Origin of the sequence: Pseudomonas rustica, from assembly GCF_018336155.1 — a bacterium.
Taxonomy (GTDB): domain Bacteria; phylum Pseudomonadota; class Gammaproteobacteria; order Pseudomonadales; family Pseudomonadaceae; genus Aquipseudomonas; species Aquipseudomonas rustica.
Genome location: NZ_JAGYHF010000011.1, coordinates 155287 through 167569 on the forward strand (window position 1 = coordinate 155287; position 12283 = coordinate 167569).

12 protein-coding genes are annotated in these 12283 nt (G+C 58.9%); 10 read left to right on the forward strand and 2 right to left on the reverse strand.

Annotated features, from left to right (window positions below; all coding sequences use genetic code 11):
• The first annotated feature begins 17 nt into the window (after positions 1 to 17).
• The 4 genes from rpmA to KFS80_RS21215 all read left to right on the forward strand — a co-directional run bounded on the left by rpmA (position 18) and on the right by KFS80_RS21215 (position 3426).
• Entirely contained in the window at positions 18 to 275 is a 258-nt protein-coding gene (gene rpmA / locus KFS80_RS21200) for a 50S ribosomal protein L27 (protein ID WP_003176049.1), read from the forward strand.
• A gap of 193 nt (positions 276 to 468) precedes the next feature.
• Positions 469 to 1692 carry an Obg family GTPase CgtA gene (gene cgtA / locus KFS80_RS21205; protein WP_053123980.1) on the forward strand — a complete coding sequence of 408 codons (1224 nt, stop codon included), beginning with the start codon at positions 469 to 471 and terminating at the stop codon, positions 1690 to 1692.
• A 137-nt stretch (positions 1693 to 1829) separates the two neighbouring features.
• Complete coding sequence (proB, locus tag KFS80_RS21210; protein WP_053123978.1) at positions 1830 to 2948, forward strand: glutamate 5-kinase; 1119 nt, start codon at positions 1830 to 1832, stop codon at positions 2946 to 2948.
• A 10-nt stretch (positions 2949 to 2958) separates the two neighbouring features.
• Positions 2959 to 3426 (forward strand): CreA family protein, encoded by a 468-nt coding sequence (locus KFS80_RS21215; RefSeq protein ID WP_053123976.1) that lies wholly within the window; start codon positions 2959 to 2961, stop codon positions 3424 to 3426.
• 182 nt (positions 3427 to 3608) lie between these two features.
• Here KFS80_RS21215 and rpsT read toward each other — a convergent pair whose 3' ends face one another.
• The gene (rpsT, locus tag KFS80_RS21220) at positions 3609 to 3881 is read right to left on the reverse strand and encodes a 30S ribosomal protein S20 (RefSeq protein ID WP_003228351.1); all 273 of its coding nucleotides are present in this window, start codon (positions 3879 to 3881) and stop codon (positions 3609 to 3611) included.
• Positions 3882 to 4133: 252 nt separating this feature from the next.
• Between rpsT and murJ the strand changes: the two genes are divergently transcribed.
• From murJ to ispH, 6 genes are all read left to right on the forward strand, one after another.
• The gene (gene murJ, locus KFS80_RS21225) at positions 4134 to 5672 is read left to right on the forward strand and encodes a murein biosynthesis integral membrane protein MurJ (protein WP_008078545.1); all 1539 of its coding nucleotides are present in this window, start codon (positions 4134 to 4136) and stop codon (positions 5670 to 5672) included.
• Positions 5673 to 5801: 129 nt separating this feature from the next.
• On the forward strand, positions 5802 to 6740 hold the full coding sequence (ribF, locus tag KFS80_RS21230) for a bifunctional riboflavin kinase/FAD synthetase (RefSeq protein WP_038361708.1): 939 nt from the start codon (positions 5802 to 5804) through the stop codon (positions 6738 to 6740).
• Positions 6741 to 6753: 13 nt separating this feature from the next.
• Positions 6754 to 9585: an isoleucine--tRNA ligase gene (gene ileS, locus KFS80_RS21235; protein ID WP_212545801.1), complete on the forward strand. Its 2832-nt coding sequence runs from the start codon at positions 6754 to 6756 to the stop codon at positions 9583 to 9585.
• Positions 9578 to 10090, forward strand: a complete 513-nt coding sequence (lspA, locus tag KFS80_RS21240) for a signal peptidase II (RefSeq protein WP_122592781.1) — start codon at positions 9578 to 9580, stop codon at positions 10088 to 10090. Before ileS ends, lspA begins: the two co-directional genes overlap by 8 nt.
• Positions 10091 to 10097: 7 nt before the next feature.
• Positions 10098 to 10535, forward strand: coding sequence for an FKBP-type peptidyl-prolyl cis-trans isomerase (gene fkpB / locus KFS80_RS21245; protein ID WP_212545837.1), 438 nt, complete (start codon positions 10098 to 10100; stop codon positions 10533 to 10535).
• Between the two features lie 206 nt (positions 10536 to 10741).
• Positions 10742 to 11686 carry a 4-hydroxy-3-methylbut-2-enyl diphosphate reductase gene (ispH, locus tag KFS80_RS21250; RefSeq protein WP_038361699.1) on the forward strand — a complete coding sequence of 315 codons (945 nt, stop codon included), beginning with the start codon at positions 10742 to 10744 and terminating at the stop codon, positions 11684 to 11686.
• Here the strand turns inward: ispH and KFS80_RS21255 are convergent.
• Complete coding sequence (locus tag KFS80_RS21255; RefSeq protein ID WP_212545802.1) at positions 11643 to 12212, reverse strand: GspH/FimT family pseudopilin; 570 nt, start codon at positions 12210 to 12212, stop codon at positions 11643 to 11645. The two genes, ispH and KFS80_RS21255, sit on opposite strands and share 44 nt — an antisense overlap.
• Positions 12213 to 12283: the final 71 nt, after the last annotated feature.

A 12283-nucleotide genomic window follows, 5' to 3' on the forward strand; every position in this document is an offset into this window, starting at 1 on the left:
ACTAGGAGAATTGACTCATGGCACACAAAAAAGCTGGTGGTAGTACCCGTAACGGTCGCGACTCAGAAGCCAAACGCCTTGGCGTTAAGATGTATGGCGGCCAGAAAATCATTCCGGGCAACATCATCGTGCGTCAGCGCGGCACCCAATTCCACGCTGGCTACGGCGTTGGCATGGGTAAAGATCACACCCTCTTCGCGAAAATCGAAGGCGTGATCAAGTTTGAAGTAAAGGGCGCGTTCAACCGCCGTTACGTGAGCGTTGTCGCAGCTTAATTGCGCAATCGCTGGAAAAGCCCTGTCTCGCGACGGGGCTTTTTCGTTTGTGGGGTGAGTCTCTTGCAAAACTGTTTGTATGGGCTGTCGGCGTGCGATGCAGGTCGTGTTTTGGGGTCGCTGCGCTCATTTTTGCAAGAGTCTTATGTCTTGATTGTTTTTCGGCTCGTCCGTACGGCGAGAGGCGTTGGTTATGAAGTTTGTTGATGAAGTATCGATTCGCGTAAAGGCCGGTGACGGTGGCAACGGTGCCATGAGTTTCCGTCGGGAAAAATTCATCGAAAACGGTGGCCCGAACGGTGGTGATGGCGGTGACGGCGGTTCCATCTACATGATGGCTGACGAAAACCTCAACACCCTGGTCGACTACCGTTACACCCGGCACTTCGATGCCGAGCGCGGTTCCAACGGTGGCAGCACTGACTGTACCGGCAAGAAGGGCGAAGACCTGATCCTGCGTGTGCCAGTCGGCACCACAGTGATCGACTCCGCCACTCAGGAAGTTATCGGCGACCTGACCAAGGCTGGTCAGAAGTTGATGGTTGTGCAGGGCGGCTGGCACGGTCTGGGCAACACCCGTTTCAAATCCAGTACCAACCGTGCGCCGCGTCAAACCACGCCGGGTAAGCCGGGTGAGCAGCGCGACCTGAAACTGGAAATGAAAGTACTGGCCGACGTTGGCCTGCTGGGCTTGCCGAACGCCGGTAAAAGTACTTTTATCCGTTCGGTATCGGCGGCCAAGCCGAAAGTCGCCGACTACCCGTTCACCACGCTGGTGCCAAACCTCGGTGTGGTCAGCGTCGATCGCTGGAAGAGCTTCGTCGTTGCGGACATTCCGGGTCTGATCGAAGGCGCTTCTGACGGTGCCGGTCTGGGTATTCGCTTCCTCAAGCACCTGGCGCGTACGCGTCTGCTGCTGCACCTCGTCGACATGGCGCCGCTGGATGACGCCAGCGCTCCGGACGCGGCAGAAGTGATCGTCAACGAGCTGATCAAGTTCAGCCCGTCCCTGGCCGAGCGTGATCGCTGGCTGGTGCTGAACAAGTGCGACCAGATCCTTGAAGAAGAGCACGAAGAGCGCGTCAAGGAGATCGTTGATCGTCTGGAATGGACTGGCCCGGTTTACGTGATTTCGGCTATCGCCAAGATCGGTACCGAGCGTCTGTGCCACGACATCATGCGTTACATGGAAGATCGTGCCGATCGCCTTGCTGCTGATCCGGCTTACAAGGAAGAGTTGGCAGACCTCGATCAACGCATCGAAGACGAAGCTCGCGCCCAGTTGCAGGCGCTGGACGACAAGCGTGCCCTGCGCCGCAGCGGCGTGAAGTCGGTTCACGACATCGGCGACGATGATTGGGACGAAGAAGATGTAGATGACGAAGACGGTCCGGAAATCATTTACGTGCGTGACTGATCCGTTGCGATAAACTTGAACGCCGCTCAATCGAGCGGCGTTTTAGTATCTGGAAATCGATCGTTGGTAAGGCATAGCCACGAATAACGTCACGGGCGGCGCTGGGTCGCGCTGCCCTCAAGCTAAGGTTGAAGATGATGCGGAGCAAGGTGACAGGTGCGCAGCGTTGGGTCGTGAAGATCGGCAGCGCTTTGCTGACAGCAGATGGCAAAGGGCTGGATCGCGCGGCAATGAGTGTCTGGGTCGAGCAAATGGTGGCGCTGCATGAAGCGGGCGTCGAGCTGGTGCTGGTGTCCTCCGGGGCAGTGGCGGCCGGTATGAGCCGTTTGGGCTGGACCGCGCGACCCAGCGCGATGCACGAGCTCCAGGCGGCCGCCGCTATCGGTCAGATGGGTTTGGTGCAGGCGTGGGAATCAAGCTTCGCCGAGCATGGCCGGCACACGGCGCAAATTCTCCTGACTCACGACGACTTGTCCGACCGCAAGCGCTACCTCAATGCCCGTAGCACCTTGCGCGCGCTGGTCGAGCTGAAAGTCATTCCGGTCATCAACGAAAACGACACCGTGGTGACTGACGAGATCCGTTTTGGCGACAACGACACGCTGGCGGCGCTGGTGGCCAACCTGGTCGAAGCGGATCTGCTGGTGATCCTTACCGACCGCGACGGCATGTTCGACGCCGATCCGCGCAACAATCCGGATGCGCAGTTGATCTACGAAGCGCGCGCCGATGATCCGAGTCTCGACGCGGTTGCCGGTGGTACCGGCGGTGCGTTGGGGCGTGGCGGCATGCAGACCAAGCTGCGCGCGGCGCGTCTGGCGGCGCGTTCCGGTGCGCACACCATCATCGTTGGCGGGCGTCTCGAGCGCGTGCTTGATCGCCTGAAAGCGGGCGAGCGCATCGGCACCTTGCTGTCGCCTGAGCGCGGCATGCTCGCGGCGCGTAAACAGTGGCTGGCCGGCCATCTGCAAACGCGCGGTACCCTGGTGTTGGACGATGGCGCGGTGTCGGCGCTGTCCAAAGGCAACAAAAGCCTGCTGCCGGTCGGCGTGAAACTGGTGCAGGGTAGCTTCCGTCGCGGTGAGATGGTGGTGTGCGTGGCGCCGGACGGTCGTGAGATCGCTCGTGGCCTGGCCAACTACAGCGCGCTGGAAGCACAAAAAATCATCGGTCAGTCGTCGGATGCGATTGTCGGTTTGCTCGGTTACATGGCGGAGCCAGAACTGGTTCACCGTGACAACCTGATCCTGGTGTAAGGAAAACTCGATGCGTTTAGCAAAAGGATTGTTGGGCCTACTGATGGCGATGCCATTGCTGGCCTCGGCCGAGGAAATCGGTCAGGTGTCGACAGTGTTCAAATTCGTCGGCCCGAACGACCGGATCGTGGTCGAAGCGTTTGATGATCCGAAGGTCGAAGGCGTGACCTGCTACCTGTCGCGCGCCAAGACTGGCGGGGTGAAGGGTGGTTTGGGTCTGGCTGAAGATCGCGCAGAAGCGTCGATCGCCTGTCGTCAGGTGGGGCCGATCAAGTTCAATGGCGATCTGAAGGATGGCGATGAGGTGTTCAAGGAGCGCACGTCGCTGGTGTTCAAGACCATGCAGGTGGTGCGTTTCCTCGACAAGAAACGCAATACGCTGGTGTACCTGGTCTATAGCGATCGCTTGATCGAAGGCAGTCCACAGAATGCCGTGACGGCGATCCCGATCCTGCCATGGGTGCCCGTCCAGCAATAACTCCGCAGATACAAATGTGGGAGCGGGCTTGCTCGCGAAGAGGTCGTGTCAGTCGATAGGAATATCCACTGACCGATCGCATTCGCGAGCAAGCCCGCTCCCACTTTTTTTTGCGCTGGATTTGTTAAATCACAGGCAATAAAAAACCGACCCTAAGGTCGGTTTTTTAATGACTACGTCGATTAAGCGGCTTCTTTCAGCGCTTTAACGTGGCCATTCAGACGGCTCTTATGACGAGCAGCCTTGTTCTTGTGGATGATGCCTTTATCGGCCATACGGTCGATAACTGGCACAGCCAGAACGTATGCAGCTTGAGCTTTTTCAGCGTCTTTTGCGTCAATGGCTTTAACTACATTCTTGATGTAGGTGCGAACCATGGAACGCAGGCTGGCGTTGTGGCTGCGACGCTTCTCAGCCTGTTTTGCACGTTTTTTGGCGGAAGGTGAGTTGGCCACCGTCGAGCTCCTCGAAAGACTTTTTAGGAAATAGCAAACAAAATAGGCCGCGAATCATGCCGATGAAGAGAAGTCTTGTCAAGGGCACTTGAATCGTTCCGCTAAGTGGTAGGTATAAAGAGGCGGGATATTTATTTCCGGCGCTTGACCTGTAAACTCGCGAGCTTTGGCTCTGTGCTGCTGCGGCGCGGAGTATCGCATAAGTAGGCGCTTAATTCGCCTGCTGTTTATCGACAGGCACAAATTCCCTCAATGAATCTGCTCAAATCGTTGGCCGCCGTCAGCTCTATCACGATGCTTTCCCGGATTCTGGGTTTTGTTCGTGACACGCTTATCGCCCGCACATTCGGCGCCGGGATGGCGACAGACGCCTTCTTTATCGCCTTCAAACTGCCCAATCTGCTGCGAAGAATTTTTGCCGAGGGCGCTTTCTCCCAGGCATTCGTGCCAATTCTGGCCGAATACAAAAGTCAGCAGGGCGAAGAGGCGACCCGTACCTTCATTGCCTACGTATCGGGCCTGCTGACGCTGGTACTGGCGATCGTCACCGCGCTGGGCATGATCGCGGCGCCTTGGGTGATTTGGGCCACGGCGCCCGGTTTCACCGATACGCCGGAAAAATTCCAGCTCACCTCTGATCTGTTGCGGGTGACGTTCCCTTATATATTGCTGATCTCGCTGTCATCGCTGGCCGGCGCGATCCTCAATACCTGGAACCGTTTCTCGGTGCCCGCATTTGTGCCGACCTTGCTTAACGTCAGCATGATCGTGTTCTCGCTGTTCCTCACGCCGTACTTCGATCCGCCGGTCATGGCCCTTGGCTGGGCGGTATTGGTTGGTGGTCTGGCGCAGCTGCTCTATCAACTGCCGCACCTGAAAAAGATCGGCATGCTGGTGCTGCCGCGTCTGAACCTGCGCGATACCGGCGTGTGGCGCGTGATGAAGCAGATGCTGCCGGCGATCCTCGGTGTCTCGGTCAGCCAGATTTCGCTGATCATCAACACTATCTTCGCCTCGTTTCTGGTCGCAGGTTCGGTGTCGTGGATGTACTACGCCGACCGTTTGATGGAGTTGCCATCCGGTGTGCTTGGCGTGGCGTTGGGCACGATTTTGCTGCCGACATTGGCAAAAACCTATGCGAGCAAGGATCGCCACGAGTATTCGCGGATCCTCGATTGGGGCCTGCGTCTGTGTTTTGTGCTGGTGCTGCCGTGCTCGCTGGCGTTGGGGATTCTCGCCGAGCCGCTGACCGTGTCGCTGTTCCAGTACGGTCAGTTCAGTGGCTTCGACGCAGAAATGACTCAACGTGCGCTGATTGCTTATTCTGTCGGCCTGCTCGGGATTATCGTGATCAAAGTGCTGGCGCCGGGCTTTTATGCGCAACAGAACATCCGCACCCCGGTGAAAATCGCAATCTTCACGCTGGTGGTTACTCAGTTGTTCAACTTGGTGCTGATCGGCCCCCTGGCTCACGCCGGTCTGGCCTTGGCGATCAGTGCCGGTGCCTGCCTCAACGCCGGACTGCTGTTCTATCAACTGCGCAAGCAGCAGATGTACCAGCCGCAGCCGGGTTGGGCCAAGTTCGCTTTCAAACTGGTGGTCGCGGTGGCGGTGATGTCCGTGGTGCTGTTGATCGGCATGCATTTCATGCCGCCATGGGATCAAGGGCACATGCTTGAGCGCTTCCTGCGTCTGGGCGCCTTGGTCGCGGCTGGCGTGGTGTCCTATTTCGGTATGTTGCTGCTGCTCGGTTTCCGCCTGCGCGACTTCAATCGCAAGGCCTTGAGCTAAGGTTTTTCTCTTTATGGATGGGCGCGGGCCGGCAGTTTTGTCGGCTCGTTCACTTTGCGTTACGGTGTTGCCTGTCGTCGGCCGTCGGGTGTGGTTATAATCGACCACTTTATGAGCAAGAAGCGCGTTATGCAGCTGGTTCGAGGCCTCCACAACTTGCGCCCCCAGCATCGGGGCTGCGTCGCCACTATTGGCAACTTTGACGGTGTTCACCGTGGTCACCAGGCTATCCTGGCCCGACTGCGTGAGCGTGCGCTCGAGTTGGGCGTACCCAGCTGCGTGGTGATTTTCGAGCCGCAGCCACGGGAATTCTTTGCCCCCGAGACCGCGCCGGCACGTCTGGCCCGGTTGCGCGACAAGCTGCAACTGTTGGCCGCCGAAGGCGTCGACCGGGTGTTGTGTCTGGCGTTCAACCAGCGCTTGAGCAAACTCAGCGCCAGTGAGTTCGTCGACACCATCCTTGTGGATGGCCTCGGCGTGCAGCATCTGGAAGTCGGTGACGATTTCCGCTTTGGCTGCGACCGCCTCGGTGATTTCGATTTCCTGATGCAGGCCGGGCAGGTTCACGGTTTTACCGTCGAAGCGGCGCAAACCGTCGAGCTGGACGGCATTCGCGTCAGCAGCACGCAAGTGCGCAATGCCTTGGCCGCCGCCGATTTTGCCTTGGCCGAACGTTTGCTCGGTCGCCCGTACCGGATCGCCGGTCGCGTGCTGCATGGCCAGAAACTGGCCCGGCAATTGGGCACGCCCACTGCCAACATTCAACTCAAGCGTCGTCGCGTGCCGTTCACCGGGGTCTATCTGGTGGATGTCGATATCGACGGCAAGACCTGGCCAGGCGTCGCCAATATCGGCGTGCGGCCTACGGTACAAGGTGATGGCAAGGCCCACCTTGAAGTCCATCTTTTAGATTTTGCCGGCGATCTGTATGACCGGCGTTTGACGGTGGTTTTCCACCAAAAGCTGCGTGAAGAGCAGCGCTTCGCCTCCCTGGAGGCATTGAAAACGGCGATCAATGCGGATGTCGCCACCGCCCGTGCACTAGCCGCACCTAGCGCCCATCGCTAATGAAGAGCCTTAAATGACCGACTATAAAGCCACGCTTAACCTTCCGGACACCGCCTTCCCAATGAAGGCCGGCCTGCCACAGCGCGAACCGCAGATTCTGCAGCGCTGGGACAGTATTGGCCTGTACGGAAAGTTGCGCGAGATTGGCAAGGATCGTCCGAAGTTCGTTCTGCATGACGGCCCTCCGTATGCCAACGGCACGATCCACATCGGTCACGCACTGAACAAGATTCTCAAGGACATGATCATCCGCTCGAAGACCCTGTCGGGCTTCGACGCGCCGTATGTTCCGGGTTGGGACTGCCATGGCCTGCCGATCGAGCACAAGGTTGAAGTGACCCACGGCAAAAATCTGGGCGCGGACAAGACCCGCGAACTGTGCCGTGCCTACGCCACCGAGCAGATCGAAGGGCAGAAGTCCGAATTCATCCGTCTCGGCGTGCTGGGCGACTGGGCCAACCCGTACAAGACCATGGATTTCAAGAACGAGGCCGGTGAAATCCGCGCCCTCGCTGAAATCGTCAAGGGCGGTTTCGTGTTCAAGGGCCTCAAGCCGGTGAACTGGTGCTTCGACTGCGGTTCGGCCCTGGCTGAAGCGGAAGTTGAGTACGAGAACAAAAAGTCCTCGACCATCGACGTTGCGTTCCCGATCGCTGACGAAGCCAAACTGGCTGCCGCGTTCGGTCTGCCATCGTTGAGCAAACCTGCCTCGATCGTGATCTGGACCACCACCCCGTGGACCATCCCGGCCAACCAGGCACTGAACGTTCACTCGGAATTCAACTACGCACTGGTGGATGTCGGCGACAAGCTGCTGGTGCTGGCTGAAGAGCTGGTTGAAGCCTGCCTGGCGCGCTACGGCATCGAAGGTTCGGTCATCGCGACCACCACCGGTAAAGAGCTGGAGCTGATCAACTTCCGTCACCCGTTCTACGACCGTCTGTCGCCGGTGTACCTGGCTGACTACGTTGAACTGGGCGCTGGCACCGGCGTGGTTCACTCCGCTCCGGCCTACGGCGTGGACGACTTCGTGACCTGCAAAAAATACGGCATGGTCAACGACGACATCCTCAATCCAGTACAAAGCAACGGCGTTTACGTGCCGTCGCTGGAATTCTTCGGCGGCCAGTTCATCTGGAAGGCCAACCCGGCCATCGTCGACAAGCTGACCGAAGTCGGTGCGCTGATGCACACCACCGTCATCGAACACAGCTACATGCACTGCTGGCGCCACAAGACTCCGCTGATCTACCGCGCCACCGCGCAGTGGTTCATCGGCATGGACAAAGAGCCAACCAGCGGCGACACCCTGCGTGTACGTTCGCTCAAAGCCATCGAAAACACCAAGTTCGTCCCGGCCTGGGGCCAGGCGCGTCTGCACTCGATGATCGCCAACCGTCCTGACTGGTGCATCTCGCGTCAACGTAACTGGGGCGTGCCGATCCCGTTCTTCCTGAACAAGGAAAGCGGCGAACTGCACCCACGTACCGTCGAGCTGATGGAAGAAGTCGCCAAACGCGTTGAAGTCGAAGGCATCGAAGCCTGGTTCAAGATGGACGCTGCCGAGTTGCTCGGCGACGAAGCGCCGCTGTACGACAAGATCAGCGACACCCTCGACGTCTGGTTCGATTCGGGCACCACGCACTGGCACGTCCTGCGCGGTTCGCACCCGATGGGTCACGAGACCGGCCCGCGCGCCGATCTGTACCTGGAAGGTTCCGACCAACACCGTGGCTGGTTCCACTCGTCGCTGCTGACCGGTTGCGCCATCGACAATCACGCGCCGTACCGCGAACTGCTGACTCACGGTTTTACCGTCGACGAAGCCGGCCGCAAGATGTCCAAATCGCTGGGCAACGTGATTGCGCCGCAGAAAGTCAACGACACCCTGGGCGCCGACATCATGCGTCTGTGGGTGGCTTCGACTGACTACTCCGGCGAGATGGCGGTTTCCGACCAGATCCTGCAGCGCAGCGCGGACGCCTATCGTCGTATCCGTAACACCGCGCGCTTCCTGCTCTCGAACCTGAGCGGTTTCAACCCGGCCACCGACATCCTGCCGGCTGAAGAAATGCTCGCGCTGGATCGTTGGGCGGTCGACCGCACCTTGCTGCTGCAACGCGAGCTGCAAGAGCATTACGGCGAATACCGTTTCTGGAACGTCTACTCGAAGATCCACAACTTCTGCGTGCAGGAGCTGGGCGGTTTCTACCTCGACATCATCAAGGACCGTCAGTACACCACTGGCGCCAACAGCAAGGCTCGCCGTTCGGCGCAAACCGCGCTGTTCCACATCTCCGAAGCGCTGGTGCGCTGGATCGCGCCGATCCTCGCTTTTACCGCCGACGAACTGTGGGAATACCTGCCGGGCGAGCGTAACGAATCGGTCATGCTCAACACCTGGTACGAAGGCCTGACCGAACTGCCAGCTGACGTTGAACTGGGCCGCGACTACTGGGAGCGCGTAATGGCGGTCAAAGTAGCGGTCAACAAAGAAATGGAAATCCAGCGCGCGGCCAAAGCCGTCGGTGGCAACCTGCAAGCCGAAGTGACGCTGTACGCCGAAGACGCCCTGAGCGCCGATCTGGCCAAGCTGAGCAACGAACTGCGCTTTGTCCTGATCACTTCGACGGCCAGCGTTGCGCCTTTTGTCAGCGCACCTGAAGACGCGGTCGTGACTGAAGTCAGCGGCCTTAAGCTGAAGATCGTCAAATCGGCCTTCCCGAAGTGCGCCCGTTGCTGGCACTGCCGTGAAGACGTTGGTGTGAACCCGGAGCATCCGGAAATCTGCGGTCGTTGCGTCGACAACATCAGCGGCGCTGGCGAGGTTCGTCACTATGCCTAATGCCGTTGGCCGTTTCGGACGGTTGAGCTGGCTCTGGTTGAGTTTGCTGGTTCTGGTCATTGACCAGGCCAGCAAGTTTTACTTCGAAGGCAAGCTCGAAATGTTCCAGCAGATCGTGATCATTCCTGATTACTTCAGCTGGACGCTGGCGTACAACACCGGCGCTGCCTTCAGCTTCCTCGCTGACAGCTCCGGATGGCAGCGCTGGCTGTTTGCCCTGATCGCCATTGTGGTCAGTGCCGTGCTGGTTGTCTGGCTCAAGCGCTTGGGCCGCAATGAAACCTGGCTGGCCGTCGCTTTGGCGCTGGTGCTGGGTGGCGCGCTGGGCAATCTGTACGACCGCATTGCCTTGGGGCATGTGATCGATTTCATTCTGGTGCACTGGCAGAACCGCTGGTACTTCCCGGCGTTCAACTTCGCCGACAGCGCGATTACCGTTGGCGCGATAATGCTGGCACTGGACATGTTCAAAACCAAGAAAACCGAAGAGGCCGTTCATGACTGAACAGGTATTGGCTGAGCAACGCATCGGCCAGAACACGGAAGTCACTTTGCACTTTGCATTGCGCCTGGAGAACGGCGACACCGTCGACAGCACGTTCGACAAAGCCCCGGCGACCTTCAAGGTCGGCGACGGCAACCTGCTGCCGGGTTTCGAAGCGGCGTTGTCCGGCTTCAAGGCCGGTGACAAGCGCACGCTGACTGTTGAGCCGGAAAATGCTTTCGGCCAGCCGAACCCGCAGAACGTGCAGATCATCCCGCGCTCGCAGTTCGTCGACATGGAGCTGTCGCCGGGTTTGCTGGTGATATTCAACGACGCGGCCAATACTGAGCTGCCGGGCGTGGTGAAAGAATTCGACGACACGCAAGTGACCATCGACTTCAACCACCCGCTGGCAGGCAAAACGCTGACCTTTGACGTGGAAATCATTTCCGTTAAAGCGCTATAAAAATGTAGGAGTGAGCCTTTGTGGCGAGGGGATTTATCCCCGTTGGGGTGCGAAGCGCCCCCGAACCAGGCACCGCAATTCTGAATGAATGCGCTGAAAGGTCGACGACTGCTACGCAGCCGAACGGGGATAAATCCCCTCGCCACAGAGAGCTGATCCCTACAATGGTTTTTCATTGTTTTCGCGCGCAAGACACGAGGCACAGCATGCAAATCAAACTCGCCAATCCCCGTGGCTTCTGCGCCGGTGTGGACCGGGCGATCGAAATCGTCAACCGCGCCCTGGAAGTCTTCGGGCCACCGATCTACGTGCGCCATGAAGTGGTGCACAACAAGTTCGTCGTTGAAGACCTGCGCAGTCGTGGCGCGATTTTCGTCGAAGAACTGGATCAGGTGCCGGACGACGTCATCGTCATTTTCAGTGCCCACGGCGTTTCCCAGGCCGTGCGTACCGAAGCCGCTGGCCGTGGTCTGAAAGTCTTCGACGCCACGTGTCCGCTGGTGACCAAGGTGCACATCGAAGTCGCGAAATACAGCCGCGATGGTCGTGAGTGCATCCTGATCGGCCACGCCGGTCACCCGGAAGTCGAAGGCACAATGGGCCAGTACGACGCCAGCAATGGCGGCGCGATCTACCTCGTTGAAGACGAAAAAGACGTCGCCGAATTGCAGGTTCACAACCCGGAAAAACTGGCTTTCGTCACCCAGACCACGCTATCGATGGACGACACCAGTCGCGTCATTGATGCCTTGCGCACACGCTTCCCGGCTATCGGCGGCCCGCGCAAGGACGACATCTGTTACGCCACGCAAAACCGTCAGGACGCGGTCAAGCAACTGGCCGACGAATGCGATGTGGTGTTGGTGGTCGGCAGCCCGAACAGCTCCAACTCCAACCGCTTGCGCGAACTGGCCGAGCGCATGGCTACCCCGGCCTACCTGATCGACGGCGCCGAAGACCTGCAAAAGAGCTGGTTCGACGGTGTCGAGCGTATCGGCATCACCGCTGGCGCCTCCGCACCGGAAGTGCTGGTGCGTGGCGTGATTCAGCAACTGCAAGCCTGGGGTGCGACCGGCGCCGATGAGCTGGCCGGGCGCGAAGAGAACATCACGTTCTCGATGCCGAAAGAGTTGCGCGTTCGTTCGATCTGACGTTTTTGGCTTTCTGACACAACGCCTGTTCAGCGCTTTTGCTGCTCAGGCGCACGCGACCGGTCGCCGCCAGCACCACCTGGCGCTGGCTGACCGGCTCGTGAGTCGAGCAAATATGTAATGTCCCTGCCTGAAACGCCCGCCCGGGCATCAGCGGTTGTCCCAGACTGCTGAAGCGCACGTATCGACTCACTGATCGATTACCGACAATCGGCACCTTTGCGTCACTCGCACGTTCTGCCAACAAGGGATTGCTGCTGTCCGCAGATCCTTTGCCGCTGATATCCACAATGATCCGCCAGCCCTGACTCCAGTCACCGTTGATGCCATGAATCACCACGCTCTGATTGCGCGTGATGGCCAGGCTGCGTGCGTTGCGAATACCGTCGAGCAGCGACTGCGCGGCCAGATCCCGCTGGTTCGATTCGCGCAGCGTTGCGAACGCCGGATTGACCAACAGCAGAACAATTGCGCCGATCGCCAGTCCCATAAGCAGTTCTATCAGGCTGAAACCATGTTGCGTCATGAAAACTCCCTCCGTGGAGTGTGATGAGCGGCGCGATCCTTACGCCGCGCAGGGCAAATCAACCGACGCGG

Coding starts and splice junctions, on each gene's coding strand:
- rpmA (WP_003176049.1), top strand. CDS start 18: ATGGCACACAAAAAAGCTGGTGGTAGTACCCGTAACGGTCGCGACTCA.
- cgtA (WP_053123980.1), top strand. CDS start 469: ATGAAGTTTGTTGATGAAGTATCGATTCGCGTAAAGGCCGGTGACGGT.
- proB (WP_053123978.1), top strand. CDS start 1,830: ATGCGGAGCAAGGTGACAGGTGCGCAGCGTTGGGTCGTGAAGATCGGC.
- KFS80_RS21215 (WP_053123976.1), top strand. CDS start 2,959: ATGCGTTTAGCAAAAGGATTGTTGGGCCTACTGATGGCGATGCCATTG.
- murJ (WP_008078545.1), top strand. CDS start 4,134: ATGAATCTGCTCAAATCGTTGGCCGCCGTCAGCTCTATCACGATGCTT.
- ribF (WP_038361708.1), top strand. CDS start 5,802: ATGCAGCTGGTTCGAGGCCTCCACAACTTGCGCCCCCAGCATCGGGGC.
- ileS (WP_212545801.1), top strand. CDS start 6,754: ATGACCGACTATAAAGCCACGCTTAACCTTCCGGACACCGCCTTCCCA.
- lspA (WP_122592781.1), top strand. CDS start 9,578: ATGCCTAATGCCGTTGGCCGTTTCGGACGGTTGAGCTGGCTCTGGTTG.
- ispH (WP_038361699.1), top strand. CDS start 10,742: ATGCAAATCAAACTCGCCAATCCCCGTGGCTTCTGCGCCGGTGTGGAC.
- KFS80_RS21255 (WP_212545802.1), bottom strand. CDS start 12,212: ATGACGCAACATGGTTTCAGCCTGATAGAACTGCTTATGGGACTGGCG.